Origin of the sequence: Aeoliella mucimassa, assembly GCF_007748035.1 — a bacterium.
GTDB classification, from domain to species: Bacteria; Planctomycetota; Planctomycetia; order Pirellulales; family Lacipirellulaceae; genus Aeoliella; species Aeoliella mucimassa.
This window is the reverse complement of sequence record NZ_CP036278.1, coordinates 986,983-1,012,846: the sequence shown is the minus strand read 5'-3', so window position 1 is coordinate 1,012,846 and position 25,864 is coordinate 986,983. Positions and strand designations below refer to the sequence as shown.

The following is a 25,864-nucleotide window of genomic DNA, read 5'->3' as shown; positions in this document are numbered from 1 at the left end:
GACGATTTGCATGACAAATTTTGATCGCATTACCGTCGATCCCACCGTTATGTCGGGACAACCGTGTATCCGTGGAATGAGGCTTACGGTACGACGAGTGCTCGAAGCCCTGGCGACCTATTCCGATCGCAATGAGTTGGCACAAGAATACCCAGAGCTTGAGGACCAAGACATTAAGCAAGCATTGGAGTATGCCGCCGCAAGCCTTGACGATCGAGTTTTGGAATTGAACTGACAGTCCAATGAACTTTCTTCTCGATCAAGGTTTGCCAAGAAGTGCCATTAGCCATTTGCAGTTGGCTGGTCACGACGCTGTACACGTTGCTGATTTGGGTCAATCAAGAGCCACCGATGAAACCATTCTAAAACTGGCCATTGATTCAGAGCGGGTGGTAGTTACTTTAGATGCCGACTTTCATGCTCTGTTGGCTGCAGGAGCGTCTACATCACCATCTGTTATTCGCATCCGAATAGAAGGGCTCAAAGGTCCGGAGATTGCCAACATCATTCTTCAGGTGGTCGCCTTGACTGAGAAAGATATCCAACAAGGTGCTGCTGTTTCTGTTACTTCGAATGCTATCCGTGTCCGCAGTCTTCCATTAGGACAGCGTCCTAAACTGCCGAAATAGTTTACTCCCTCCTGAATCCCAACTCCTGAATCCTCCCCCTCATGATTACCAAAGTCACTGGACGACTGATATCGCTGGCCGGCGATGCTTTGACCTTGTCCGTTGGGCCGTATGAACACGAGATCTTCATCCCCGAATTCACTCGTCGGCACTTGCAGGACAAGATCGGCAAGGAGACTTCACTGTACACCATCGAGTACTTCGAGGGCGATCCGACTCGCGGGCGGCTGACGCCGCGGATGATTGGCTTCACCTCGAGCATCGAGCGGGAGTTCTTCGAGCTGTTCTGCCAGGTCGACGGGGTCGGCGTGAAGAAGGCTCTGCGGGCGATGGTCCGCCCGGTACAGGAAGTGGCCGCGCTGATCGAAGACCAGGACGCCAAGGGGCTTGCCGCCCTGCCTGGCATCGGTCCGGCGACCGCCGAGCGGGTGATCGCCAAGCTGCGCCGCAAAGTGCCGAAGTTCGCGCTGCTCATCGGCCGCGAAACGCCCGACCTCGCCCCCCTCGAGCGGGATCTCGCCAGCGAGGCCTTCGAAACCCTCCGGGCGCTGGGGCACAGCGAGGCCGATGCTCGTCGGAAGCTCGACGAGGTGATGGGCCGCAAGAAGAAGTTCAAAAACGTCGAGGAATTGCTACACGCAGTCTACGAGAATCGCGAGAACTAGCAGTTACACCCTAATCAGGGGACAGAGAAACTCCCAATAATTGCGCGGCCGCGGCGAAAACAGTGCAGCATCGGCTAACCGAGTCTGCTAAGATAATGGCTCGGGAGAGGAGTGTTCGCAGCTCACGATTGCCGATCGCAAGGATCGCACGTGCTTTTCGATAATGGAGTGAGACCAACAGGATTTCCCAGGAGATCCCTGGGGGCGAGATCTTACGCGCTCTGATGGGGAGGATGGTTTGCCATGCATGGCAACAGAGTTCTAGTAGCGGCACTCTTCTTAGTGCTAGAGTTGAATGCCTGCGCTGTAGCCGATGATTACCCCCTGCGAACGTGGACCAACGACGAAGGGCAAACCCTGGATGCCACGCTCAAACGCATCAGTGGTGGTACCGCGATTCTCGACGACAACGGCACTGAAATCCGGGCGCCGATTTCTCGCTTGAGCGAAGAAGACAAAGAGTGGATTAAAAAAGTTCGCGAGCTAATTCGCTGGCGCGAATGGACCATGGCCGACAACACGACTCAGCGGGCCAAGCTCGAGTCGTTCTCCGAAGATGTGCTCGTGATGAAGACGCGAGAGAGCGAAGTGGATGTCGAGTGGTCGCTCGACGAACTCGCCGACTCGGATCGAGCCTTGCTCGCCGAGGTCTTCAGCACCTCGAGCAACGAGGACGAGAACCGAGAGTGGGACCCCACGTTGGGGGGCGGCCGCGAAATGCTTGAGGATGGTATGTCGCCCTCGGGGATGAATCCAGCTGGCATGAATCCTGCCGAAGGGGCGCCCGCCGGTGTGAACCCCAGTGGGATGCGACCCGGTGAAATTCCAATCCGTAACATCGGTACCGTGCGAGACTGGACCGACAATAATTACAAAACCATCAGCGCCGAGTTCCGTGGCCTCGATGGCCCGAACGTTGTGCTGTTTTTTAAGAACCGCGAATGGCGGGTGCCGCTTACCGACTTCTCGTTCGAAGATCAGCAGTGGGTAATGGAGTCGTTGATGCCCGATCCCAATGCGGTTGATCCCAGGATGGTAGCCGAGAACAATCCCGGCGGCGGGCGGATGAGCCCCCCCCAGTTTGGTAACCAACCGATGACCGCTGGTGGCAGCCAATTCGATTCGGCCCACGATTCGATTACCGGTCGGATGAATCCTGGCCTTGGTTCTGGCGACGAAGAAGGCATGATGGCAAACAACTCGCCTGCCGAACAGGATGAAGTCGCCAGCCGCATCGCCGAAGCCCGCGCCAAGCAGATGGCGGGACTCGAACAGAAGAAGCAAGACGACTTAGAGCGGGCGGCTCGCTTGGAGGAATCGGCCAATGCAGAAGACTCTTACGACACCGATCCCACCCTCGCCTCCTCGCCGAGCATGGCAGACAACAGCTATCGCAGCAGCAATGCTTCGCGTAGCAACCAAGCCGCTTTGTCGTCGTCGACTTACGGGGCGAATGCATCCGCACGCGGCAGTGGTGGCCCCAATGCGTTCGGCGTGCTCCTCATGTATGCTGGACTTTTAATCTCTGCTGTCGGCGGTATCTGGACACTGGTTGTCGCCGCCCAGGAGAGTATCGTCTGGCTACTGGCATGCATGTTCGTGCCATTTGCTGGTCTTGTATTTATCATCACGCACTGGGAGGAAGCCAGCAAACCCTTCCTCATCAATCTTGGTGGCACTCTATTGATGTTCTTTGGTATCTTTGTGGCTGCTATGTAGCTCCCTCGCCTGAAACGAAATAATGTCGCTGAAATCGAAGCTTGCCACCATCGGATGGCGTATCGGTAGGCTGGTGTTGATTGCCTACTTGCTGGTGGTACTGCTGATGACCTTCCTCGAGACCTGGCTCGTATACCCCGCCCCATCGGCGGAAGAGGGAGATTGGACCGCCGCCCTCTATGAGCACGAAGACGTGTGGATCGAATCGGCTGGCGACGTCAAGTTGCATGGCTGGCTGTTCGAGCATCCCAACCCCAAACATTACCTGCTGTACTGTCACGGCAACGGTGAGTTGGTGTGCCACAACGCCGATTTGATGAACTTTCTCCGTGACGACCTCGAAGCCACGGTGCTGATCTTCGACTATCGCGGCTACGGCAAAAGCGAAGGGAGCCCCTACGAAGCTGGTGTTGTCGCCGACGGGCAAGCCGCGCATCGTTGGCTGGCCGATTATGCTGGCATCGAAACCAATCAGGTCGTCGTGATGGGATGCTCACTTGGCGGCGGCGTCGCGGTTGCCTCGGCGGCTGAGCTCGGTGCTAAAGCCCTGGTACTGCAGAGCACGTTTGGCCGCATGGTAGACACTGCTGCCAAGCTGCACCCCTGGCTGCCGGTGCGGCTAGTGATGAAGAACCGCTACGACTCGATCGGGCGCATCGCCAACTACAATGGCCCGCTGCTGCAGAGTCATGGCACCGAAGACGATCTGATTCCGATCGAACAAGGACGGCAATTGTTTGATGCCTCAAAAGCAACGCAGAAAGAGTGGTACGAGTACTCCGGCGGGCATACATCAGGGGTGCCGATCACCTATTATCCTGTTCTGAAACGGTTTCTCAACGGCTTAGCCGCTCCGGAGAGCGAGCCCTAAGTCGTTATTCACAAGGCACTTCCGCCGATACCCTTGGAGCGATTTACGGCTATCCGTCGCTGCCATCGACAAACTCCTCCCAGCTTCCCCGATCGACACTAAGGCCTCGGTAAGCTACGCTGGTGTTATGTGTTGATGGACACCGATAACGCTACGTAGCTGCTTGGTGCCAGCAACATCCTGCCTCGATTTCCCCCCACTGGTCCCCATTGCGGGCCTTATCTCGTATGTCCCCAATTGCGTTGAATCCGATTCGCGCCGTGGAACGCCTGCTGGTCTATCCGGCACCGTCACGCAGCAAAGGCGACTGGTCGCCGCGATGGATTGAGAATGAAGATGTTTGGTTCGATTCGGCCGATGGCACCAAGCTGCACGGATGGTACGTGCCGCATCCAGAGCCGAAGCACGTAATCCTCTACTCGCACGGCAACAACGAACATGTCGGCAATCAAGTAAATCAGCTACTTCGCCTGCAGTCGATGCTCGACGCAACCGTGCTGGTTTACGATTACCGTGGCTATGGCAAGAGCGCTGGTCGTCCAACGGAAAAGGGACTGATCGCCGACGGCTTGGCCGCCCACCAATGGCTGCTTGATCGCACTGGCCTCGCAGCCCACGACGTGGTGCTAATCGGTCGATCGCTCGGGGGTGGAGTGAGCGTGGCGATCGCTGCCGAGCGCGGCGCGAAGGCCCTGGTGCTCGACGCAACGTTTCCGCGCATGGTCGACGCGGCGAGCTACAACTATCCGTGGTTGCCGGTCAAGACACTGATGCTCGATCGGTACGATTCGCTGAGCCGCATCACTCAGTACCATGGCCCGGTGTTCCAGAGTCATCGCACCACCGACGAAGTGGTACCTGTGCACCTCGCCCGTCAACTCACCGAGCAGGCACCTGGCGACTTGAAGCACTTCTTCGAGATCCCGCACGGGCGTCACAACGAATCGTTGCCGCCCGACTACTACACGGCCCTCGATAAGTTCCTCGAGCGTGCTCACCGCGCGCAGAACTTCCGCGGTGTCCCTCTCGCGACTCTGCCGAGCACAGCCAGCAGCGTGTTGCAAACACAGTAGCACTGGCAGTCGCAACTGGAATACTGGCTATCGCCACTGGCAGGCTAACACTGCGCTCACACGTCGATAATCGACTCGGGTACTTCTCGCAAGAAGATGTACGCGAACATCGCAACCGACATCAGTCCTCCGAGCGACGACTGGGCAGCGTCTCGCAAACCGTACTGCGCCGAGAGATAGATCATGGTCGCCGAAACCACGAGGGCCAGGCACACAAGCAGTGTGGCCGTAAGGCTGATCGTCTCGCCCGGCGGTTGCCACCAGTGCCATAGCTCGTGGAAGAACTGGTAGGCGAGAAACAGGTACAACAGCGTGGTTGCCAAACGGCCTTGTTGAACAATTAGTCACAAACCTCCGTAAAAACTAACGTGGAATGGAACCACGTACCTTTTTTACGGAGATCGAACATGGCTACGAAAGAAAAACGAACCTACAAAGTCACGAACTGGAAGGAGTATAACAAGTCGCTCATCGAGCGTGGAAACATCACTATTTGGTTTAGCGACGAGGCGTTGGAGAACTGGGAACATCCTAACGACCAGACAAAAGTCGGTCGCCCTTTTGTCTTCAGCGATACGGCGATCGAGTGCTTGCTGACGATTCGCGAACTGCTGAAACTTCCCTATCGGCAGACTGAGGGATTCGGCCGCTCGCTGGTGGCGATGTTGGGCGTCGAGGCAGCGATTCCCAATTATTCTTCGCTCGCCAAGCGAGCCAGCAAGCTGAATGTTTCGCTCGATATCGCTAACAAGAGGGGCGACATCGATATCGTGGTGGATAGCACCGGCATGAAAGTGTTTGGCGAGGGCGAATGGAAGATGCGGACGCATGGCAAGTCGAAGCGGCGGACATGGCGGAAGCTGCATTTGTCGGTGAATCCTGACACCCGCGAGATTGTGGCGGAGATTTTGACCGAGAACAGTTGCCACGATGCCGATGCGGTTCCCGAAATGCTGGAGCAGGTGGAGCAGCCCGTAAAAAAGTTTCACGGCGACGGTAGTTACGACAAGTGGAAGGTTTATGAAGGGCTGGAATCCGAAGGCATTGAGCCGGTGATTCCGCCGCAGCACAACGCCAAGATCAAACAACATGGCAACTCTGCGGAGGAGCCTTTGCCCCGGGACGAGGCAATTCGTCAGATTCGACGCAAGGGGCGTAGGAGTTGGAAAGAGGAAGTGGGCTATCATCGTAGAAGCTTGGCGGAAACGACCATGTACCGAGTGAAACAAAGCTTTGGGAGCCATCTCAAAAACCGAGTATTCGAAAACCAACAAACGGAAGCCCGCTTGCGCTGTAAAATCATCAATCAATTCACCCAACTCGGGCTTCCACAGTTCGAGTGGAGTTAGTCAACAAGGCCTTGCCAAACCAAGAATCTGCAAGTCGGGCAGTACGATGAATGCGTCGTACAACCCGTGCACGAAGACCGCGACGAGAAACACCACGCCTGCCTCGGCTGCCCGCTCGCGAGGACACCAGATGCCTCGACAGAGCGCGAGCCCCGCAATCCCCGTAAGCGACATGTGGAAGAAGTTTGCGGTGAGGAACCTCCCCGTAGCGTCCCCCGTACCAAGTATGTAATTGATATTCTCCTCCATCGCAAAGCCGAGTCCAACGCACGCGGCAACGATCAAGGCTTCGCGTTCGTTACGGCGGCGAATAATCGGCGGCAATAGCGGCACGAACATCAGCAGCTTGCAGAGTTCCTCGCGAAGCCCCACCCCCGCGATGAAGAACTTGAGCCCCGCTTTGAGGTCATCCGCTTCGGAAATGCCCATCTCGATATCCTGCCAGTCGACGGCAAACAGAGTGGGCCAAATGCTCAGCACCCCCAGCGGCACCGCCAGCGCGGCCAACCACCACCGAATGCCATGCTCGCGATGCGGCTGGCCGGCTTGCACGATAAAGACAAACCAGCAGATGCCGGTCACCAAAGCAACTGCCGTCGCCCCGGGCACTGCCCCCAACCACATGATCTTTGGAATCGCCCACCAATAGCGCACCCATTGTCTCGACATCGAGAGCTGATCCAGATAGCCGACGTACTCGTTGTATTCCTTGTACTCGTCGTACTCCTCGAATGGCGGTGCTTCGGGGGCGTTGAGCACGTCTTCCATCGACCCACTCAGCTCGCTCGGCTGCACCATCCAGGCAATCAGCATTCCGACCACCAGCACACCGAATGCTAGCTTCCACACGAATTCGGGCTGGCGGGTTTTCGTCCGCAAATTCCAATACATCGGCTGTTGCTCGGTCGATCGAGGGGGGGGAGGCTTCGGGTGATGGTTCGGCGATGGCATGCGGAGGGCTGGAATACCGCACCGCCGCCAGGTGTGCCATTCCGCCGATTCTCTACTCTGCTGGCACGGGGCAATTTGTTATCATACGATACTAGCTTGCCAATTCCGATCCGATGACGGACCATCCACCATGCCCCGCGAAACTATTTTGTCGGCCGACGACTCGTGGCCCGACGACGACCAACCGCTGGACTCCACGCACCAGGCCGGCCTGCAGCCGACCAGCGAGGACGATATCGCCTTGCGCCCCAAGCACATGCGCGAAATGGTCGGGCAGCGGCAGGTCGCTGAGCGGCTCAAAATTGCCGTCGACGCGGCCGCCAAACGGGGCGAACCGCTAGGGCACATTCTGCTCGATGGGCCGCCCGGGCTGGGCAAAACGACGTTCGCCACCTGCATTCCCCGCGACCTGGGGGTCTCGCTGCAGATTGCCAGCGGAGCCGCCCTGGCCGCGCCGAAGGACCTGCTCCCCTATCTGACGAACGCCGAGGAAGGCTCGGTGCTGTTTATCGACGAAATCCATCGGCTCCCCAAGGCGGTCGAGGAGTTCATGTACCCCGCGATGGAAGACTTTCGCATCGACATCACGCTCGGCGAAGGCGTGAATGCCCGCACGGTGAATATGAACCTCCGCCCGTTCACCATGATCGGGGCGACCACACGTACCGGCTTGCTATCGGCCCCGCTGCGCGACCGGTTCCAGATTCGCGAGCACCTCGACTTCTACGCCCTCGACGAGTTGATGGAAATCGTGCGTCGTAACGCGGCCAAACTCAAGACGGTGCTCGACGACGACGCCGCTCATCAAATCGCCCGCGCCAGTCGCGGCACGCCGCGCATCGCCAACAATCGCTTGCGATGGGTTCGCGACTACGCAACCAGTCGGGCCGATGGCGATATGACCGGCGAGGTCGCCACCGCTGCACTCGACATGCTGGGAGTCGACCACCTGGGCCTCGACCCGCAGGATCGCAAGTACCTGGAGACGATCCTCCGCGTCTTCCACGGCGGGCCAGTCGGCGTCGAAGCGGTCGCCCACACGCTGAACACCGCCTGCGATACGCTCACGGACGAGGTGGAACCCTTCCTGCTCCGCACCGAACTAGTGGTCCGCACCCCCCGCGGCCGCAAGCTCACCAGCAAAGGCTACGAACACCTCGGCCAAACCCCACCGGACGAAGCGCCACGGGTGGCGGGATAGAGATTGGCTACACCGTTCCAAGAGCCAACGCATGCATCGTCAACCACAACCGCGAAGTGGAGAAGGATTCGCGACCTTCGAGATCTTTGTTATCTCTCCGATACTGCTTGTGGTTGGCGCAGTGACAACGTTTTTCATTCGCACCATGGCTTCAACGTCGCACTGGTCGACTTGGACGCCGCAGGTCGTACTAGGGATACCGTTCCTCGTCGCTTACGGTTGGATCACTCCGTTGGCGATCTTCCGCGGAGCGTCGAGTTACCTCCGAGAAAAACTGTCTCGCACCTCGTAAGTCGAACTTTCTGATTCCTCTTCTCTCGCACCCCAATAAATCCAGAACGCGGATCCAACTTCTTGGTGCCAAACTGTCTCGGTGCCCTCGCCTGGGTCGATCGAGTATACTGGATGGCACGGGGTTTCCCTTGGTCACTTAGCCCCCCCACTCACCAGGCGAGTAGTCATCATGTCGACACAGCGATACGCGCACCGCGTTTTTGGGCTTCTAGTTCTTCTGTTATTGGTCAGCGGCAACGCTTGGGCGCAGTCGCCGGCGAGCGATGCCAAGCAGACCGTCTGGCAACCGACTTGGGAGTCGCTTCGCGGGCACACTCCCGCGCCCGAGTGGTTTCGCGACGCGAAGTTCGGTATCTACTTCCATTGGGGTGTCTACTCGGTGCCCGCGTATGGCAACGAATGGTATCCTCGGCACATGCACGAAAAGCAGAACGGCGGTAGGAACAGTTTCTACAGGCATCATGTCGAAACGTATGGCGACCCTGCCGAGTATGGCTACGACACGTTCGTCGACCAGTTCACTGCCGAGAAATTTGACGCCGAGCAGTGGTGCGACCTGTTCCAGAAAGCCGGCGCGCGGTTCGTTGGCCCGGTGGCCGAGCATCACGACGGCTTCGCCATGTGGGACAGCGAACTCACTCCGTGGAACGCGATGGACCGTGGCCCGCACCGCGACATCCTCGGCGAGATCGCCAAGGCCGCCCGCGAGCGCGACATGAAAGTGGTCGCCACGTTCCACCACGCCCGCAACAATCTGTGGCAAAAGCCCGACGGCAACTGGACCGGTCACTACTCGTTTGCCAAAGAGTTCTTCCCAACGCTGCTCGACGACAAAGATCGCGCGATGCTGTATGGCTATATGCCCCGCGAGCAGTTCCTCGACCTGTGGCTCGGCAAACTCGAAGAGGTCATCGACCAGTACGACCCCGATTTGATATGGTTCGATAGCTGGCTCGACGAAATCCCCGACGAAACTCGCCGCGAGTTCCTGGCTTACTACTTCAACCATGCCGAACAAACCGGGCAGCAAGTGCTGGTGACCTACAAGCAGAAGGACATGCCGCAGGATGTCTGCGTGCTCGACCTCGAAAAAGGTGGCATGGCCGGGCTTACCGACTTCGCCTGGCTGACCGACGACACCATTAGCCTCGGCAGTTGGTGCTACACCGACACGCTCGATGTGAAGCCCACCAAGGTGGTGCTGCACAGCCTGGTCGACATCGTCAGCAAGAACGGGCAGCTGCTGCTCAACATCTCGCCGATGGCCGATGGCACGATCCCCGAGAACCAGCGACAGGTGCTGCTCGAGCTTGGTGCCTGGCTCGACTCCTACGGCGAGGCCATCTACAACACCCGCCCGTTCGTCGTGTATGGCCACGGCCCCACGCAGGCGGGCAAGGGACACTTCGGCGGCATCGCGACCGACAAAGGTTACTCGGCCGACGACATCCGCTACACCCGCCGGGGCAAAACGGTGTACGCCATCCAGCTCGGCTGGCCCGGCAGCGAGCAGCCCACCCTGCTAGCGGGCTTTGCAGCCACCGACGATGGGCCAGGCCTGCAGGTCACCCACGTCGAACTCCTCGGCAGCAGCGAACCGATCGCCTGGCAACAAACCAAGTCGGGCGTCACCGTCACCAGCCCGCACGACGCCCCGAACGAAATGGCGATGGTTTATAAGTTGTCGGTGGAGTGAATGGTTTCGCTGGGGCGAATTACGTGCGTTAGTTCATTGTAAGCATGAAGGATTTCATCTCGTGAGTCAGCTAATCATCGGTATTCCAGGATCATGGAAAGACCAATCGGATATCATCACCGCCGTAGCCGAAGCAAACACGGACAAGCAATCGCCCCGCTTCCTGGCTATCGGCGGCTTGATCATGGACATGCACACCAACCAGACCTTTGGTTTTGAAGTGTATGAACATGACTCGAGGCTAGCACAAATGTTCGCCTACGCGGGTCAGGGTCGGTTCACGGACGAAGAGCTGAACAAGATTAGCGAGCACAAACACACCGTATATCTGGTGTGCGGTGAGCCTTTTGCATCGCCCAATCGGGAAAACCTCGATGCGGCACGCTGCCTGCTCGAACTTGGGCGTTTCCTATTGGACGCGGGGGGTTTCGCAGTCAAGGTTGAAAACTCAGGCATCGCCCATCCGGCGGATCGTTGGCGACACTATGCCGACCAAAACACCACACTAGCGATCTACGATGCGTTTGTGACGATGGTTGGCGGAGATGACTTCAACTACACCTGCGGAATGCACGCTTTGGGGATGCCCGATGTCTCGTTGACCAAGGATGTTCCAATCGAGGAAGCACCAGCACTCTTAAACGGGTTTAACCAATACCAGCTACTCGAAGCTCCATCTCTTTCAGATGGAGATCTATTCGCGACATCGCTCAGTACACCGTTGCTGAAAATGACGCACTGCCCCTACGGCTACAAGGAAGACGACCTGCTTAACAATCCCTACGGGCGTTGGCATCTCGAGCTAAGCGAGACTACTCACGACAATCAGACCAAGTACCACGAGCGAGACGAACCTTTATTCATGGCAATGAGGAGTGACGATCTCGAATTGGAAGCCACGGTGGAGCAAGCTCGCTCATCGCTCCCATGGTTCCTGGCTCAATTCACAAGCCCCTACGAATACGGCTACTACCTGATCAAGACGCACATCCAAGACGGCGACGAATCGGCCTACGTATGGACAGGACTTGTCGACATCAAGGACGACTGCCTCATCGTCGCACTGTTTGAAATACCGTCGAAATTTGCCAACCTCAAATCTGGACAGAAACTTTCCATCACCATCGAGGAGGTGTACGACTGGAGCATTCACCGCAATGGAACCCTAATTGGAGGTTTCTCACAGCGACTACAACGAGAACACGTACCAGAAAACGAACGTCGGCAATACGACCTCTACAGCGGGACAATTGCGTTTACTCCGATCGACGAAGTACTCCGTTCATCCGAATCACGCCCCGAACGAAATGGCGATGGTTTATAAGCTGTCGGTGGAGTGAATGGTGAGAGAGTCGGATATTGAAAGTAAGTACTCGATGGTCTTAGCGAAGGCAACGCTAGAAATATCGGCATTGTCTAATGTGGCTCGTTGCAGGGTTACGAAAACCCTCGCATGGCCAACACTAACACAGAGGCCATGACCATGCCGAGCCCAAACAGGAAGGTCGGCCCCCGCCCGAATGGAAAACCTCGGATGCTGAATAGGGCGATGGAGCACACGCCAAAGAGCGGAATGAGCAGCACGAGGAACCACGCGGTTAGAGTCATCCCCAACAGGAAGAGCACCGGAAACGCAATCCAAATCGTGCAGAGAGCCAGATTGTAGGGACTCCACCCAGCCGGAATGCTGGCCAGCCAGCGATTCGCCAACGATGCGGGCCGCAACGCTTCGATTTCTGTGGGTGCGAATGGAAGTGAATACTCGACAATCCGACGCCCCACATACACACCAATGCATTGGCGATCGGCATTGATCACCAGAATGCCATCCCAGCGGCCGTGAAACTTCACATCGGCATACGAGTAGCCATCAAAATTGGCCGCCGGAATTGAATCAGCAACGGCTGGCGGAATCTCGAAGGGATAAACGGTTTTCATGGATGTGAGTAAATCGATGAGGAGCATACCAGGAGACTCTAGCCTCTTACAGCAATCAGCAGTAGCTTCCCCGTTGCGGTTTGCTCCTGGCGGAATTGGATTGACATGGTGGATGACTTGCTAACTATAGGGAGTCACTTGAAACGATCGCCATCTCCAGATTGAGACGAAAACCTAACATCCGCAGCGGCATCAACCAGATCACGATCAGCAATGGATAGCCAACGTAGATGGACAAGCCCGACTGCCATCGCCAGCTAGAGGCCCAGTAGCTTGCGTTGCCGATTGGCGAGTTGATCGCAAATAGCATTCCGCATGTGATCAGCAGCAACGCATATCGCAGCAAAGCAGGCTGCCTACCCAATGCGGCCCAAGCGGCGATGGCCGCAGCCACGGCAAACGTGAAACACTCAATGGCGAACTCTGATTTCTCGAGCAAAGCAATCACCACAGCAACCGATGGCAGCCGACGAGCAATTGCCAGCACGACACATACAACGCTAATCCACAACAACAAGCTCGCCAGATTAAAGCCACGAAAACGAGACTGGCCCAACTCGCTACGAGCCCGGACCAACAAGATCACCAAGCTCCGAATCAGCAGAAGCACGATTGCTGTCATCAGCAATTGCGACACCAATGCGTGCGACAACAGTGGTGCCGCCTGGGGTGTGAATCGCAAGCCAAACTCCGTTCCACACACCATGGCGGTAGCAGCCAGCAAACGCCAGGGCTTCATGGCCCCTCCGCAAGCAACCCACAAGGCCATCAATGCTGCCTCGCTGTGGGCTACCACGATAAAAACATTGCTCAAGTCCCAGAAGCGACTCAGAGCCACTGGCACCGATTCACACCAACGCTGTGTTAAAGCAATCACCCCTACGAGCAGCACACAATGCAACCCAACGTACAAGTAGAAAAGTTGCTGCTTGGAGCCCATCTTCACCGTGTCGACCGCAGACACTCCCCCTGTGCGATTGCCAATCTGACTATCCGCTGAAACCACGTTCACACTACCCAGCGGCAAGCCTACATTGATTCTAGGAAGCTCCCGTGGTGTTCTCAAGCAAAACCATTCCCGGCGAGGACTTTTGGTGGATCAATGCCGCTCGTCGCAAATGGCTCGGCGATTGTGCACCTGCTTGTCGCCATTGCGTTTGGTGTTTCCTGCTACAATGGCAATAACATCTATAAACACTACCGCCTTCGAGCGTCGTGCTGACATCCTAACGAACCATGGGATACGACCTGCACATTACTCGCAAAGAACACCACTTCGACAAAGACGGCCCTGCGATTCGTCTCGACGAGTGGCTGGCCTATGTCGCAAGTGATCCAGAGATGCGATTCGATGGATTTGCCGAAGCCCAACTCCCGAACGGAAATGTTCTTAGAGCGGAGGGGGAGGGACTCAGTGTCTGGACAGCTTACTCGGGTCACGAATTAGCCGGTAACATGGCATGGTTCGACTACTGGCGAGGTTCCATTATTGTCAAAAACCCTGATCCGGAAATCATTGGCAAGATGGTTCGCATCGCGCGGGCGCTCGGTGCAAAAGTGCAAGGCGATGAGTCCGAAATATACGCAGAGGATGGCAGCTCGAACTGGAAGACCTAAGGATCACGTTCCACGGTCCTGATATCGCTGCCAAGTCTTTATGAATGATCGCTCGTGTGCCACTGCTGGCCTGTCGCGGGCAGCCTTTCGAGATCGGATAGCGGCAACAACGGGTCGATCATGACTCGCCACGTTAACGAATCACCAGCAGTGAGTTGAATGCTTGGCATGGTGTGTCACCATTCCCCGAAGAATCGAGCATCCCCCAGGGTAATGGCGGAGCCTGGGACGTTTAAGTTGGTTTTGTTTTAGACACGGATGGACATGGACTATCACGGATGGATTGCCTCTCGACCGCTTGGGCTTCGCCCACCGACAACTGGGCGTGGTGCGTTCTGCGAAGTGGCCATGGGTAGTCCGCCCAGCTGTCGGTGCTACCCAGTTGCTCGGCGTCTCTCTGCCATACTGGCTTGATTGTCGCGAGTTTCTCTGGTGCTACCCTCCCCGGGCCTGATAGCCCGACCCGTGTCTCTTTATTGGCCGCAAGCGAGAGGGTGAAATTGGTGTTTTGTTCTTTCCAGTTTTCGCTAGGAATTGGCCACCTGTGGTGTTCCAATGGACAGGTAGTGTATTGTTCGTTGTTTGTCGTCCGTTGTTCGCTGTTGGAGGATGGAATGGGTTAGCCGATTGTGAGTTCTATCGAATGACAGCATCGACGCGCAGGCGAAGGGTTGTTTGCGCGGGCGTTCGCTGCTGCGCGCGTGGGTAACGCGGGTGATGGGTCTGCGTCGCTGGAAGCTCCTGGACCACATCCTACGGGGCGCTCGTTGGTGACACGTTCGAAGTGGCGGGCTGAGATCTTTCAGTCGCTGGAAGCTCCTTCAAGATGACATCCGCAAGTCAGAAATCATCATTCATAAATCATAAATCCCAAACTTCCCTGCCCCCCGAATCCTGTTTCCTGACTCCTCCCCAAAATAGTTTCCCATGGGTGGGAATCTATTTTGGGCCATTTTGCTGGAGGGATCGATGTAAACCACTACCCACTAACGACTTGCGATTGATTCCCACCGCGAAAATAGATTCCCACTCGATGCGTTATTGGGAATGGGAATCTATTCGCGAGCAAAAACCACTGGTTTTGTAGAGTGCGTGCCGATTCAATTTTCCCATCGGTGGGAAAATTGGGAATCTATTTCGGGTGCGGAAAACGCCGGATTGCCGTGCCCAGCCCCACCGACCGGTAGCGTCGCCCCAGATTCTCTGCTTTAACAGAATACCTGACGGGCGGGTCCGGTTTCCTGCCTGGCGATTTTGTTTGACGTTACAGAGGAGGCGTACGATGAATTTTGGGTATCGATGGACTGCCGCACTCGCCCTGGCGGGGTTGATGTTCGGCCAGGCGATGGCCGCCAACAACTTGAATGGCGTGGACCTGAGCGGAATCGAACTGAAACCAGGCGAGCGAATCGTGGCGATCGACGGAGTGCCCGTCGGCAAACTTTCGGCCAGCCAGCGAGCAGCCATCACACAGGCGAACAGCAAGGCGCCAGCCGCCCCGGCCACTGAAGCCACTCCGACGGAAGCCGCGGCACCAGCGGAGTCGGCACCTAAGAAGGTGACGGCTAACAAGGTGGTCACGCCTGAAACTGCGGTCGAGGGAGAATCGCAAGAGCCGGTCGCGACGAACATCGTCGGCAACCTGGTGCGTTCGAACAAGTCGTTCAGTCATAGCGACGGAGTGACCGCGCTCGACAAGGCGAACACCGAACGTCGCAAGCAAGGCTACGGAGCACTGCTGCCCGATCCCGCGTTGCAGGCACTCGCTCTGCGTAAGGCAACCATTGCTGCCCAGCGCGGCTACAAGAATCACATCGGTGGTTCGCTTGGCGGAGCCAAGTGCGAAGGGGTCGGCTGGACGAATGGCCGATTCCTGAGCTGCTGCCTGGACGAGCCCGGCACCTACGGCGGGGCCGCCATGGTGCAAGGCCGCGACGGTTGGTACTGCTGCCTGCTGGTTCGCTAGCTTAGCAGTAGACCTTGAGAAACCTGCGCGTGAGGGCCTCGCCGGACTGTCGGCGGGGCCCTTTTCGCCTGCCAGCGGACAGGGGTAAACCGATTCCCCCAACTCCCCTCACCCAAACGGAGGACAGCCCAATATTGAACCAACCCCCACAGCGGGGCGTTTTCTTGCAAGCTAGCGACCAGTAACCCACTTTTCTGGACACGGCCGGCCGTAGTGTTTATCATAAAAATTAATACTTTTCCAAGTCGGCTCTCAGATGCTGGCTTGGCTTTTGTATCTCGTCGATTCACACTCGTAACAGCTTGGTTTCACCCTTCCCTCGGAAGGGGGAAAGGTCGGATTGGATGCTTGGCGACAAGTCCGGAAACAGGTCGCGGCGGCTTCGCCTGCAGCGACTCGAAGATCGCTGCCTGCTCGACGCAGCCGGTCTGCGGATCACGGAGATCATGGCTTCGAACGACAACACGCTCGAAGACTACCAAGGCGACTCGGCGGACTGGCTCGAGCTGTACAATCCGACGACCTCGACGATCGATCTGCAGGGACTCTACCTGACCGACGACGCGAGCGAACCGACCAAATGGCAGTTCCCAGCAGGCTATGCGATTGAGCCCGGTGAGTTTCAGCTGGTGTTTGCGTCGGACAAAGACACCGTGGCCCCGAACGGCGAGCTGCATACTAACTTCAAGCTTTCGGCCGACGGAGAGTACCTAGGGTTAATTGACATCGACGGCGTGACCGTGATCGACGCGTTCGCGCCGGAGTTCCCGCCGCAGGTGGAGGACATTTCGTACGGGCTCGAGATGTCGAGCAACTCGCTGACGCTCATCGCCGAAGGCGATACCGCCCGGGCCTGGCAACCGACCTCCGCGGCGTACGACGCAAGCTGGACCGACCTGGCGTTCGACGACAGCACGTTCGACATCGCTGGCCCTAGTGGGTTTGGCTTCGAGTCGGGCACCGGAGCTCCCACCTTCGTGGGGCAGTACAGCACCGAGGTGCCCGCGGGTACTACGTCGTTGTACGTGCGGGTGCCGTTCACCGTGGAGTCGCTTGAAGGCATCACGCAGCTGACGATGAACTTGAAGTACGACGACGGCTTCGTCGCCTACCTGAACGGAGTCGAAGTCGCATCAGTCAACGCACCCGCTAGTCGGGCATGGAATTCCACGGCCACTTCGATTCACGACGACTACGACGCAATTGTGTTTGAGGAGTTCGACCTGACCTCCGCGCTCGGTGCGCTCGAGGAAGGCGACAACGTACTGGCGATCCACGCCCTGAACCGCTCGGCGACGAGCAGCGACTTTTTGATCGTGCCCGAGCTGATAACCGGCGGAGCGCAGATTGGCAACCTGACCGGCGTGGGGTACTTCGACACCCCGACTCCAGGGTACGGCAACGGAGCGACCTTCGCCGGATTCGCGACCGAGCCGACGTTTAGCGTACCGCATGGCTTTTACGATTCGACGCAGTGGGTAGAGATCACCTCCGAAACCACCGGGGCGACGATCGTCTACACCACGGATGGCTCGACCCCCACGGTCGACGACAACTTGCAAATCACTAACGGGCAGCTCTACACCGGAGCCGTTCGGGTGAACAGCACGACCACGCTGCGGGCCATCGCAGCGAAGCAGGACTTCAAAGCGTCGTTCGTACAGGCAGCGAGCTACCTGTTCCTCGACGACATCGTCGACCAGTCGCCCACCGGCCAGGCCCCTGCGGGTTGGACGCCGGGCGACATCAACGGGCAGCTACTCGACTACGGCATCGATCCTCAAATCATCGCCCAGTACGGCGAGCAAGCAGTCAAGGACTCACTGACCTCGATCCCCACCATCACCCTCACGACCGACCTCGCGAACCTGTTCGACAGCCAGACCGGTATCTACGTCAACGCACTGAATCGCGGCCGCGAGTGGGAACGAGCGACCTCGGTCGAGCTGGTGAATCCCGACGGCACCGAGGGCTTCTCGACCAACGCAGGCCTACGGATCCGTGGCGGCTACAACCGCAACGACTTCAATCCCAAGCATGGGCTGCGATTGTACTTCCGCAGCGAGTATGGCGACGGGCTGCTGAATTACCCGCTGTTCGGTGAGGAAGGAGTCGACAAGTACGACGTGATCGACTTGCGAACCGCGCAGAACTACTCGTGGGCTGCTTGGGGCGATAGCGTGAATGGGCTGCAGAACACCTACCTGCGCGAAGTGTTCGCCCGCGATACCCAGGCCGACATGGAACAACCCTACACCCGCAGTCGGTATTACCACCTATACCTGAATGGGCATTACTGGGGTCTCTATATGACTCAGGAGCGGGTTCAGGAGCACTACGCGGAGACCTACTTCGGCGGCGACGAAGAGGACTACGACGTGGTGAAAGCCGACTCGACCGAAGAGTACACCACCGAGATTGCCGACGGCAACGACGTCGCCTGGCGGCAACTGTTCGAGCAAGCGCAGGCCCTGGCCGACAGCCCAACGACTAACGCCGACAACTACTGGGCGATGCAGGGTCTCAATACCGACGGCACCCGCAACGAAGGACTCGAAGTGCTGCTCGATGTCGACAACTTGATCGACTACATGATGATCATCATCTACACCGGCGGGCACGACACGGGCATTTCGGCCTTCCTGGGGAACGATCGGGCGAATAACTGGTTTGGCGTGCGAGACCGCGAGACTGGCGACCAGGGCTTCCAATTCTTCCTGCACGACAACGAGCACTCACTCGGCTCGGGCGAACTCACCTGGAGCCTGCATGGCACTTACACGATCGACCGCACCGGCCCGTTCCTGACGCCGCTCGACGATAACTACGACTTCTTCAATCCGGTCTACTTGCATCAGGACTTGCTGGCTCACCCCGCGTATAAACAAGCCTTTATCGATCGGGTACAGACCTTGATGTTCGGCGACGGCGTGCTCACCCCCGAAGCGAACATCGCCCGCATGAACGAGCGGGTTGCACAGGTCGAGACAGCAATCATCGCCGAGTCGGCCCGCTGGGGCGACACGAAACGTAGCAATCCGTACGACGTGGGAGACTGGCGAAACGAGGTCAACTGGCTGCTCGATACCTACTTCCCGACACGGCACGCGATGGTGCTCGAGCAACTGGAGCAAGATGGGCTGTACCGAGAGGCCCTCACGTTCAGCCTGGCTGATGGGGAAGTCCCTTACGCGTCGGTCGTTACGCTGAATAGTGACTCGCCGCGGGGCACCATTTACTACACGACCGACGGGGTGACCGATCCGCGACAGTTCAATGGCGATCTCGACCCGTCGGCCAAATCGCTCGTTCGCGGTGGCTCGCTGGTGCTGACCGACGATACGACGTTCCTTGCTCGCATTCGGAATTACGACGGCGAGTGGTCGGGGCTCGTCGACGCTAGCTACGTGATCGACGCAATTGCAGGCGACTTCAACGGCGACCAGGTGGTCGATCCGCTCGACTACGAACTCTGGCGCACCACCTACGGCTCGACCACCGATTTGCGTGCAGATGGCAACCACAATCAGGTGGTCGATCTAGGCGACTACACCATCTGGCGCGACAACCTGGGCGACTACCTCACGATCACCACGCCTGCCGCAGCAACGCCCAGCACAGTCACTGGCACTAGCACTCAACTGATGGTCGACGCCAGTTCGTCGAGCAGCGAAGCCAATTTGATCTACACATGGAACGTCTCGGGGCCCGGTCAAGTGACGTTCGACACCAATGGCAACAACGCCGCGCAGCAAACGACCGCCACGTTCACCCAGGCGGGCGAGTACCTGTTTACGGTCATCATCGAGGACACCAGCAGCGACAGCCTGCGAACCAGCGAGGTGCAGGTGACGGTCGATCAGGTCGCCAGCGGGATTTCGATTGCGACCGACGTCGCGTTCGTGGCCGCGGGGACCACACAGCAATTGAGCGTGGTGGAGGTCGACCAGTTTGGCCAGGCGATCGCGGAGTCGACCGGCGCGGTCTGGTCGATCACCGCCGGCGATGGCCAGATCGACCAGTCGGGACTGCTTACCGCACCAGCCATTGCCGGCACGACCACCGTGCGCGTGGAAACCACCGCTGGCAGCGACGAGGCGACGCTCGACATCGTGGCTCCCACTGCCTGGTACGAAGCGAACAGTAACTCGGGCACCACGCTCATCGACTCGGCCCAAGGCAATCACGGCGAGATCGAAGGCCCCGCCGACTGGCAGACCGGCGTGTCGGGCAACGCGCTGGCGCTCACCGGCGGGCGTGCCGAACTACCGACCGGCATCGTCAGCGGACTGCACGACACGACGATCGCCACCTGGTTCTATCTCGACTCGATCGGCACTTGGTCACGGATTTTCGACTTCGGCTCCGGTACCGGGGTCAACATGTTCCTCACCCCCAGGGCGTCGAACAACAGTGGCCCGCTGCGATTCGCCATTAAGACCAACTCCAGCGGAACCGAGCAGCAGCTCGACGGGCCGTCGCTCTCCGCAGGGCAATGGTACCACGTGGCCATCACCCTTACCGGCAGCACCGGCACCATGTACCTCGATGGGGTTCCGGTCGCAGTGAATAACAACCTGACGCTCACGCCGGGCGACATGGGAGTTACTACCGAAAACTACCTGGGCGATTCGCAGTACGCGTCCGACCCCTCGCTACAAGGTCGCATCGACGACTTCCGCATCTATGCGTACGCGTTGCCGGCCGAGCAGATTCAAGGCATCGTGCAAGCGTCGGTCGCATCGCTGACCGCCCCGCCGGTAGTCGCTGCGTTGAGTGCATCCGTCGCCGACAACACATCGGTAGACGAATCGACCGACGACACCTCCACGGAGCCGCAGATCGAGTCGGCCTTCGCCTTGCTGGCGGAGGACAGCGACAGTTCCATTCGCCCAGCAGTAGCGGTCGCATCGCAAGCGGAGAGCCAATCGACCGACGACGCCTGGCTGTTGCTGCTGGCGGTCGATCGCAAAGCGAGCGCGAAGCAACTCGACTTGCAAACCACGCCCAGCAGGACGACTCGCGCAAGCGAACTGCAGGCCGTCGACTCCATGTTTGCCGACGCTTGGCGACAGGGGCTGAAGCCTCACCAGCTATCCGGCGAATTGATTAGCTCAGCGATTTCTTCCAGAACACCATCGACTCGGGGGGCGACCAATCGGTAGGGCCTTGGAAGCCACACTTCTGATACAGGTGCCGACCCCGCAGGTTGTCGCCGCGGACTTCGAGGGTGATCGAGCAGCAATCGGTGCGGCGGGCGTAGTCTTCCACCGCTTCGATGAGCTTTCGGCCGATGCCCTGGTTGCGGTGCCCATCGACGACCGAGATGTCGTGAATGTTGATCCGCGAACGGGCGCTGAAGGTCGAAAAACACCAGAAAGCCACGAGCCCGCCGACCGGTTGGTCGTCGAGCCAGGCGATCCAGGCGAGCGAAGCGGGGTGGGCGGCAAAACGCTCGCCGAGCACTTCGCGAACTTCGGTGGGTAGCGGTCGCCCGCCACCCATTTCGTGCTGGGCGTAAGCGTCGATCATGGCGACCAGGGCTTCCACCTCCTTGGGGTTGGCAAGGTCGACTTGGCGTATCGTGATTTCGGACATACTGGGGGGTCGGGATGAGGGCTCAGATGGGGGGCCAGACTGTCGGCTGGCCCATTGACAGTTCGGGTCTAACTGGAGTATCCTCGTCGGTTTCTCCAGAATTCACTAGCCCCCGCATATTCAACCCTTTCCATTCCTGAGGTCCCACGATGGCTGTCCCCAAGCGCAAGCACTCCAACTCGCGTACTGGTAAGCGTCGTTCGCACGATCAGCTCAAGCCCCGCCAATTGCATCCTTGCCCCAAGTGCGGCACGTTGGTTCCGAGCCATGTGATCTGCCCGAACGAGAACTGCGGGCACTACATGGGCCGCGTGGTGGTTGAGTCGCAAGGCTAGTTTCGAGAGTCGAAAGCGGAAGGGCGAGCAGGCAACGAGAGACTGGCAGCCGATACCTCTGGCGGCCAACAGCTATGCAAGGCCGATCGCGTTTCCACTTTCGAACTTTCCCTATTGCATGAGGCTCCGCGGTGGGTAAGACGGCTTTTCTGTTTCCGGGCCAGGGTGCCCAGACCGTAGGTATGGCGGCCGAGTTGTGCAACGAGTTTGCGCCGGCCCGCGAGCGATTCGACCAGGCCAAGGAGATTCTTGGCTACGACCTGCTCGACATCTGTACGAATGGACCGGCCGAACAACTCGACTCCACAGCTCACAGCCAGCCGGCGATTTACGTTGCCAGCCTGGCCGCCCTGGAGCGCCTGGATGCCGAGCAACCCAACGTGGTCGATGCCTGCGTGGTAACCGCTGGACTGAGCCTGGGCGAATACACCGCCCTGGCGTTCGCTGGTGCCCTGTCGTTTGCCGACGGACTGCGAGTGGTGGCCGAACGCGGTGCTGCCATGCAGGACGCCTCGGAAGCCACGCCGAGCGGCATGGTGAGCATCCTGGGCATGGAACTGGCCGACATCGAAGCCATCGTGGAAGAAGCCGCCCAGGGCGACGTGCTCGCAGTGGCCAACCACCTGTGCCCTAACAACATCGTAGTTTCGGGCACGATTGCTGCCTGCGAACGAGTCGCTGCGTTGGCCGACGAAAAAGGGGCCATGCGAGTGGTACCGCTGGCCGTGGCTGGTGCGTTCCATACCGAGCTGATGCGTTCGGCTGTTGCCCGCCTGGAAGCAGTGCTGGATACGGTCGACCTGCGTCCTCCACGCATTCCGGTGATTTCGAACGTCGATGGCCAACCGCACGACGATCCGGTGGAGATCCGCCGGCTACTGGGCGAACAGGTAGTCAATCCGGTACGCTGGGAGGACTCCATGAACCTGCTGCTCAACGACTATGGCGTCGAGACCTGCTACGAGATTGGCCCCGGCCGCGTGCTGAAGGGCCTGATGAAGCGAATCAATCGCAAGATGCCCTGCGAGAACGTCACGGCTTAGCTTCGCGTGGCAGGCGGCACTTAAGTCCCCAAACATCCTTACCTGCATTCAACGATTTAGCGCCCTATGTCTAGTTTCAGCGTCGATCTTTCCGGACAAACCGCCCTGGTCACAGGTGCCTCGCAAGGCATCGGCAAGGCGATTGCCCTGGCCTTGGGTGCCAGCGGTGCCAAGGTGGCCTGCCTGGCTCGCAACGCTGAGAAGCTCGAAGCCACCGCTAGCGAGATCCGCGCGGCCGGCAGCGAAGCCATGGTCATCGCCGCCGACGCAGTCGATAGCGACGCAGCCTCGGCAGCGGTCGACAAGATCGTGGAAGAGTGGGGCCAACTTGACATCCTAGTGAACAACGCCGGCATCACGCGCGACACCCTGCTGCCGCGGATGACGGACGACGACTGGGACGCGGTGATCGCAACCAACTTGCGAAGCGTGTTCCTGTACACCCGCGCCGGCGCGGGAGCAATGATGCGAGCCAAGAAAGGCCGTATCATCAACATTTCAAGCGTATCGGGGCTGATGGGCAATCCCGGACAGGCCAACTACTCGGCCTCGAAGGCAGGCATCATCGGCTTTACCCAAACCGTATCCCGGGAGCTAGCCAGCAAGCGTCGACAAATCACGGTCAACGCGATTTGCCCTGGTTTTATCGCCTCGGACATGACCGACGCCTTGGGCCCCGCCCTGGAAGAGATGGTCAAACAGCGGATTCCTCTCGGCCGACTTGGCCAACCTGTGGAAATCGCCCAGGCGGTGCTTTATCTGGCCAGCGAAGCAGGATCCTACATCACCGGGCAAGTAATAACTGTTGATGGAGGACTAACCGCTTAGTACGGCTAGACTTACGACACGGGGGAGAAGCCGCAAGCCGGCTAGACACCCACGAAGAAAGTCGGTATATCTTGACCACTCTTGTGCAGACGCTCTATCTTGAGGGGCTTACGCACGACGTTTCATTAGTAACCCATCCGAGGCGGCAACCTCCCGGACAAACGAGCACCGCGGCGAACCCGCGGGGCGGCCCACCTCGGCATTCGACATCATTTCGCGGATAGTTAATTTAGGAGGACCTGACGTGGCCTCAGTTTTGGATCGCGTTGCAGACATCGTCGCCGAACAGCTTGGCGTCGACAAAGACAAGATTTCCCCCGAGACCTCGTTCGTCAACGACCTTGGTGCCGACTCGCTCGACACTGTGGAGTTGGTGATGGAGCTTGAGGAAGAGTTCGACATCAACATCCCCGACGACGCGGCTGAGAAGATTCAGACCGTGGGGCAAGCTGTCGACTATATCGAGAAGAACGGCAACGGCTAAACCAGCCCTGCCGGCGACCGATATCGCGCCGAACACCAGTTGCGGTGCGCAAACCAATCCAGGCGCACGCTCCCCTCGACGTGCGCCTTTTTTTATGTTGCGGTGGGCAACAGCTAGGCGAACCATTTGAGCACTCCGGTAGGCAATACGGCCCTGCCCTACTGCTCGCTTGGGCTAACAACCTCTATCAGCTAGAGGCTCGCCTGCTTACCGACAACCTACTCACCACACCACCGAAAGCGACAGGACGATGAAACGGCGTGTAGTAGTCACAGGCATGGGAGCGGTTACCTCGCTCAGTCAGAAGGTCGACGACCTCTGGCAGCGTGTATTGGCCGGTGAAAGCGGCATCCACGAATTGAAAGCCTTCGACACTACGAAGCACAAAGTGAAATTCGGTGGCGATATCTACGATTGGAATCCGACCGATTACATCGAGCGTCGAGATCTGAAAAAGATCGATCGCTTCGCTCAATTCGCGATCGTGTGTGCAGTCGATGCAGTAAACGATTCGGGCCTCGACTTCTCGAAAGAAGATCTCTTTCGCTGCGGTGCGATCGTAGGCACCGGCATCGGCGGCCTAACCGAAATCGAAGAGCAGATGGGTCGCCTGATTCTCAAAGGCCCCGACAAAGTGTCGGCCTTCACTATTCCTAAGCTCATGGCCAATGCGGCCTCGGGTCACGTTTCGATTCGCTACGGTCTGCGTGGTCTGAACTACGCGGTAGTCACCGCGTGTGCCAGTGCAACCAACGCGATGGGCGAAGCGTTCCATGCGATTCGCTCAGGCGTGGTCGACGTGATGATCTCCGGTGGTACCGAAGCGGCTTGCACGCCGATGGGTCTGGCTGGCTTTGCCAACATGCGGGCCTTGAGCGAGCGGAACGACGACCCCACGGCTGCCAGCCGCCCGTTTGATGTCGACCGCGATGGCTTCGTAATGGCAGAAGGAGCCGGCCTGATCGTGCTCGAAGAATACGAACACGCGAAAGCCCGCGGAGCGGAAATCTACGCTGAGATTCTCGGCTACGGTGCTAGCGCGGATGGCGGGCACATCACCCAACCCGACCCCGAAGGGACCGGCGCCGGTCGAGCAATGCAGTCGGCTTTGGAGGATGCGGAACTCGCTCCCGAGAAGGTCGACTACATCAACGCCCACGGCACCAGCACCCCGCTTGGCGACAAAGCCGAGTCGACCGCCATCAAACGCGTGTACGGCGATCACGCCTACAAACTGAGCGTTTCGAGCACCAAGAGCCAACTCGGCCACCTGCTGGGAGCCAGCGGCGGGGTCGAAATGGTGCTGAGCTTGATGGCCCTCAAGCACAACGTGGTACCCCCCACGATCAACCTGCAAAACCCCGATCCCGAGTGCGATCTCGACTACACCCCCAACGAGCCGAAAGAAAAGCCGCTAAACGTCGTGGTCAGCAATAGTTTCGGATTTGGTGGTCATAACGCCTCGATGGTCGCGTGTCGTGTACAATAGTCCTACGAGTAAACTTTAGATTGTGCCTGCTTGAAGCTTGGGAGGAGGTACCAGTCCGACAGAGACGCTGGTTTCATTGGTCCGCCGTACCCCCGCTGGCTGCACTTCGGTGACACGC

23 protein-coding genes are annotated in these 25,864 nt (G+C 58.5%); 18 read left to right on the top strand and 5 right to left on the bottom strand.

All coding sequences use genetic code 11. The features are described from left to right. Positions 1-10 precede the first annotated feature (10 nt). The 6 genes from Pan181_RS04165 to Pan181_RS04140 all read left to right on the top strand — a co-directional run bounded on the left by Pan181_RS04165 (position 11) and on the right by Pan181_RS04140 (position 4,957). Positions 11-235 carry a DUF433 domain-containing protein gene (locus Pan181_RS04165; protein WP_145245624.1) on the top strand — a complete coding sequence of 75 codons (225 nt, stop codon included), beginning with the start codon at positions 11-13 and terminating at the stop codon, positions 233-235. A 7-nt stretch (positions 236-242) separates the two neighbouring features. Next, positions 243-629, top strand: a complete 387-nt coding sequence (locus tag Pan181_RS04160) for a DUF5615 family PIN-like protein (RefSeq protein WP_145245623.1) — start codon at positions 243-245, stop codon at positions 627-629. A gap of 41 nt (positions 630-670) precedes the next feature. Beyond that, on the top strand, positions 671-1,294 hold the full coding sequence (gene ruvA / locus Pan181_RS04155; RefSeq protein ID WP_145245622.1) for a Holliday junction branch migration protein RuvA: 624 nt from the start codon (positions 671-673) through the stop codon (positions 1,292-1,294). Between the two features lie 291 nt (positions 1,295-1,585). Beyond that, positions 1,586-3,013, top strand: a complete 1,428-nt coding sequence (locus Pan181_RS25895) for a hypothetical protein (RefSeq protein ID WP_197528896.1) — start codon at positions 1,586-1,588, stop codon at positions 3,011-3,013. 22 nt (positions 3,014-3,035) lie between these two features. Next, entirely contained in the window at positions 3,036-3,884 is an 849-nt protein-coding gene (locus Pan181_RS04145; RefSeq protein WP_145245621.1) for an alpha/beta hydrolase, read from the top strand. 242 nt (positions 3,885-4,126) lie between these two features. Then, positions 4,127-4,957 (top strand): alpha/beta hydrolase, encoded by an 831-nt coding sequence (locus Pan181_RS04140; protein ID WP_197528895.1) that lies wholly within the window; start codon positions 4,127-4,129, stop codon positions 4,955-4,957. A 56-nt stretch (positions 4,958-5,013) separates the two neighbouring features. On the opposite strand, the gene Pan181_RS04135 is transcribed toward Pan181_RS04140, so the two are convergent. Continuing rightward, the gene (locus Pan181_RS04135; RefSeq protein ID WP_145245619.1) at positions 5,014-5,280 is read right to left on the bottom strand and encodes a hypothetical protein; all 267 of its coding nucleotides are present in this window, start codon (positions 5,278-5,280) and stop codon (positions 5,014-5,016) included. An 84-nt stretch (positions 5,281-5,364) separates the two neighbouring features. Here Pan181_RS04135 and Pan181_RS04130 point away from each other — a divergent pair, with 84 nt between their 5' ends. Continuing rightward, positions 5,365-6,306, top strand: coding sequence for an IS5 family transposase (locus Pan181_RS04130; RefSeq protein WP_145244898.1), 942 nt, complete (start codon positions 5,365-5,367; stop codon positions 6,304-6,306). Here the strand turns inward: Pan181_RS04130 and Pan181_RS04125 are convergent, their stop codons facing one another. Beyond that, positions 6,307-7,197 (bottom strand): PrsW family glutamic-type intramembrane protease, encoded by an 891-nt coding sequence (locus tag Pan181_RS04125; RefSeq protein ID WP_197528894.1) that lies wholly within the window; start codon positions 7,195-7,197, stop codon positions 6,307-6,309. Positions 7,198-7,387: 190 nt separating this feature from the next. Here Pan181_RS04125 and ruvB point away from each other — a divergent pair, with 190 nt between their 5' ends. From ruvB to Pan181_RS04110, 3 genes are all read left to right on the top strand, one after another. Continuing rightward, the gene (gene ruvB / locus Pan181_RS04120) at positions 7,388-8,458 is read left to right on the top strand and encodes a Holliday junction branch migration DNA helicase RuvB (RefSeq protein ID WP_145245617.1); all 1,071 of its coding nucleotides are present in this window, start codon (positions 7,388-7,390) and stop codon (positions 8,456-8,458) included. A 463-nt stretch (positions 8,459-8,921) separates the two neighbouring features. Next, positions 8,922-10,448 (top strand): alpha-L-fucosidase, encoded by a 1,527-nt coding sequence (locus Pan181_RS04115; RefSeq protein WP_145245616.1) that lies wholly within the window; start codon positions 8,922-8,924, stop codon positions 10,446-10,448. Between the two features lie 61 nt (positions 10,449-10,509). Then, entirely contained in the window at positions 10,510-11,772 is a 1,263-nt protein-coding gene (locus Pan181_RS04110) for a DUF2314 domain-containing protein (protein WP_145245615.1), read from the top strand. 113 nt (positions 11,773-11,885) lie between these two features. Here Pan181_RS04110 and Pan181_RS04105 read toward each other — a convergent pair whose 3' ends face one another. Beyond that, positions 11,886-12,386, bottom strand: a complete 501-nt coding sequence (locus tag Pan181_RS04105; RefSeq protein WP_145245614.1) for a hypothetical protein — start codon at positions 12,384-12,386, stop codon at positions 11,886-11,888. 124 nt (positions 12,387-12,510) lie between these two features. After that, positions 12,511-13,398 (bottom strand): hypothetical protein, encoded by an 888-nt coding sequence (locus Pan181_RS04100; RefSeq protein WP_145245613.1) that lies wholly within the window; start codon positions 13,396-13,398, stop codon positions 12,511-12,513. A 224-nt stretch (positions 13,399-13,622) separates the two neighbouring features. Between Pan181_RS04100 and Pan181_RS04095 the strand changes: the two genes are divergently transcribed. The 3 genes from Pan181_RS04095 to Pan181_RS04085 all read left to right on the top strand — a co-directional run bounded on the left by Pan181_RS04095 (position 13,623) and on the right by Pan181_RS04085 (position 21,134). Further along, positions 13,623-14,003, top strand: coding sequence for a hypothetical protein (locus Pan181_RS04095; RefSeq protein ID WP_145245612.1), 381 nt, complete (start codon positions 13,623-13,625; stop codon positions 14,001-14,003). 1,282 nt (positions 14,004-15,285) lie between these two features. Next, positions 15,286-15,969 (top strand): spore germination YkwD domain-containing protein, encoded by a 684-nt coding sequence (locus Pan181_RS04090; RefSeq protein WP_145245611.1) that lies wholly within the window; start codon positions 15,286-15,288, stop codon positions 15,967-15,969. A gap of 344 nt (positions 15,970-16,313) precedes the next feature. Continuing rightward, positions 16,314-21,134 (top strand): LamG-like jellyroll fold domain-containing protein, encoded by a 4,821-nt coding sequence (locus tag Pan181_RS04085; RefSeq protein WP_145245610.1) that lies wholly within the window; start codon positions 16,314-16,316, stop codon positions 21,132-21,134. On the opposite strand, the gene Pan181_RS04080 is transcribed toward Pan181_RS04085, so the two are convergent. Next, entirely contained in the window at positions 21,079-21,567 is a 489-nt protein-coding gene (locus tag Pan181_RS04080) for a GNAT family N-acetyltransferase (protein ID WP_145245609.1), read from the bottom strand. The genes Pan181_RS04085 and Pan181_RS04080 overlap by 56 nt on opposite strands. A 149-nt stretch (positions 21,568-21,716) precedes the next feature. Here Pan181_RS04080 and rpmF point away from each other — a divergent pair, with 149 nt between their 5' ends. The 5 genes from rpmF (at position 21,717) to fabF (ending at position 25,746) form a co-directional block, all read left to right on the top strand. Continuing rightward, on the top strand, positions 21,717-21,902 hold the full coding sequence (rpmF, locus tag Pan181_RS04075) for a 50S ribosomal protein L32 (RefSeq protein WP_145245608.1): 186 nt from the start codon (positions 21,717-21,719) through the stop codon (positions 21,900-21,902). Positions 21,903-22,033: 131 nt separating this feature from the next. After that, positions 22,034-22,945: an ACP S-malonyltransferase gene (gene fabD / locus Pan181_RS04070; protein WP_145245607.1), complete on the top strand. Its 912-nt coding sequence runs from the start codon at positions 22,034-22,036 to the stop codon at positions 22,943-22,945. A gap of 66 nt (positions 22,946-23,011) precedes the next feature. Further along, positions 23,012-23,773, top strand: a complete 762-nt coding sequence (fabG, locus tag Pan181_RS04065; protein ID WP_145245606.1) for a 3-oxoacyl-[acyl-carrier-protein] reductase — start codon at positions 23,012-23,014, stop codon at positions 23,771-23,773. Between the two features lie 244 nt (positions 23,774-24,017). Continuing rightward, positions 24,018-24,257, top strand: coding sequence for an acyl carrier protein (locus Pan181_RS04060; protein ID WP_145245605.1), 240 nt, complete (start codon positions 24,018-24,020; stop codon positions 24,255-24,257). Positions 24,258-24,507: 250 nt separating this feature from the next. Next, positions 24,508-25,746: a beta-ketoacyl-ACP synthase II gene (fabF, locus tag Pan181_RS04055; RefSeq protein ID WP_145245604.1), complete on the top strand. Its 1,239-nt coding sequence runs from the start codon at positions 24,508-24,510 to the stop codon at positions 25,744-25,746. Positions 25,747-25,864: the final 118 nt, after the last annotated feature.

Excerpts from the sequence above, each read along its gene's own strand:
- Pan181_RS04105 (WP_145245614.1), bottom strand. The coding sequence starts at position 12,386 with ATGAAAACCGTTTATCCCTTCGAGATTCCGCCAGCCGTTGCTGATTCA.
- Pan181_RS04090 (WP_145245611.1), top strand. The coding sequence starts at position 15,286 with ATGAATTTTGGGTATCGATGGACTGCCGCACTCGCCCTGGCGGGGTTG.
- Pan181_RS04145 (WP_145245621.1), top strand. The coding sequence starts at position 3,036 with ATGTCGCTGAAATCGAAGCTTGCCACCATCGGATGGCGTATCGGTAGG.
- Pan181_RS04125 (WP_197528894.1), bottom strand. The coding sequence starts at position 7,197 with ATGTATTGGAATTTGCGGACGAAAACCCGCCAGCCCGAATTCGTGTGG.
- Pan181_RS04165 (WP_145245624.1), top strand. The coding sequence starts at position 11 with ATGACAAATTTTGATCGCATTACCGTCGATCCCACCGTTATGTCGGGA.
- Pan181_RS04085 (WP_145245610.1), top strand. The coding sequence starts at position 16,314 with ATGCTTGGCGACAAGTCCGGAAACAGGTCGCGGCGGCTTCGCCTGCAG.
- fabF (WP_145245604.1), top strand. The coding sequence starts at position 24,508 with ATGAAACGGCGTGTAGTAGTCACAGGCATGGGAGCGGTTACCTCGCTC.
- ruvA (WP_145245622.1), top strand. The coding sequence starts at position 671 with ATGATTACCAAAGTCACTGGACGACTGATATCGCTGGCCGGCGATGCT.
- fabG (WP_145245606.1), top strand. The coding sequence starts at position 23,012 with ATGTCTAGTTTCAGCGTCGATCTTTCCGGACAAACCGCCCTGGTCACA.
- Pan181_RS04095 (WP_145245612.1), top strand. The coding sequence starts at position 13,623 with ATGGGATACGACCTGCACATTACTCGCAAAGAACACCACTTCGACAAA.
- Pan181_RS04130 (WP_145244898.1), top strand. The coding sequence starts at position 5,365 with ATGGCTACGAAAGAAAAACGAACCTACAAAGTCACGAACTGGAAGGAG.
- rpmF (WP_145245608.1), top strand. The coding sequence starts at position 21,717 with ATGGCTGTCCCCAAGCGCAAGCACTCCAACTCGCGTACTGGTAAGCGT.
- Pan181_RS04115 (WP_145245616.1), top strand. The coding sequence starts at position 8,922 with ATGTCGACACAGCGATACGCGCACCGCGTTTTTGGGCTTCTAGTTCTT.
- ruvB (WP_145245617.1), top strand. The coding sequence starts at position 7,388 with ATGCCCCGCGAAACTATTTTGTCGGCCGACGACTCGTGGCCCGACGAC.
- Pan181_RS04160 (WP_145245623.1), top strand. The coding sequence starts at position 243 with ATGAACTTTCTTCTCGATCAAGGTTTGCCAAGAAGTGCCATTAGCCAT.
- Pan181_RS04080 (WP_145245609.1), bottom strand. The coding sequence starts at position 21,567 with ATGTCCGAAATCACGATACGCCAAGTCGACCTTGCCAACCCCAAGGAG.